Raw genomic sequence first — 711 nt, forward strand, 5'->3', positions numbered from 1 at the left:
CTTCGTCGGAACTGTTCAGAAAGATCTTGCAAGGCGGGGGTGGTCCATACACATCGTTCTGTTCGAGCAGGATTGCACCGACGAGCCTGGTGATGGCCGCCTCGTTCGGGAAGATGCCGACGACCTCGGTGCGACGCTTGATCTCGCCGTTTAGGCGTTCGAGCGGATTTGTTGAGTGCAGCTTAGCGCGATGTTGCGTCGGGAAGGTCATGTAGGCGAGCACGTCGGTCTCGGCCGTGTCCATCAGCGCGGCGAGCTTGGGGACGGTCGGCCTGAGTTGGTCGGCGACCCTGCGCCATTGCTGGCTTGCGGCCGCCGCATTGTCCTGGGCGAACGCCGTGGCGATGAAGGCGCAGACGACGCGGCGTCCCGAGCGGCCGGCATGGGCGAGCGCGTTCCTCATGAAGTGAACCCGGCAGCGTTGCCAGGTCGCGGTGAGAACCTTCGAGACGGCCGCCTTGATGCCCTCATGGCTGTCGGAGACGACGAGCTTGACGCCGCGCAGGCCGCGCCGCGCCAGCTTGCGCAGGAATGCGGTCCAGAAGACTTCGGCCTCGGAGGGGCCGATGTCCATGCCCAGCACCTCGCGCCTTCCGTCACCGTTGACGCCGACCGCGACGATCACAGCGACCGAGACGATCCGCCCGGCCTGGCGCACCTTCACATAGGTCGCGTCGATCCAGAGATAGGGCCAGTCGCCCTCGATCGGCC

General features: G+C 65.8%; 1 protein-coding gene. It reads right to left on the reverse strand.

Annotated elements, in window-relative coordinates:
* A partial coding sequence (locus tag AX750_RS22675) for an IS256 family transposase (protein ID WP_156462476.1) occupies positions 1-711 on the reverse strand: 711 nt, incomplete at both ends.

The organism is Methylobacterium sp. CCH7-A2, from assembly GCF_001557075.1.
GTDB lineage: Bacteria > Pseudomonadota > Alphaproteobacteria > Rhizobiales > Beijerinckiaceae > Allobosea > Allobosea massiliensis.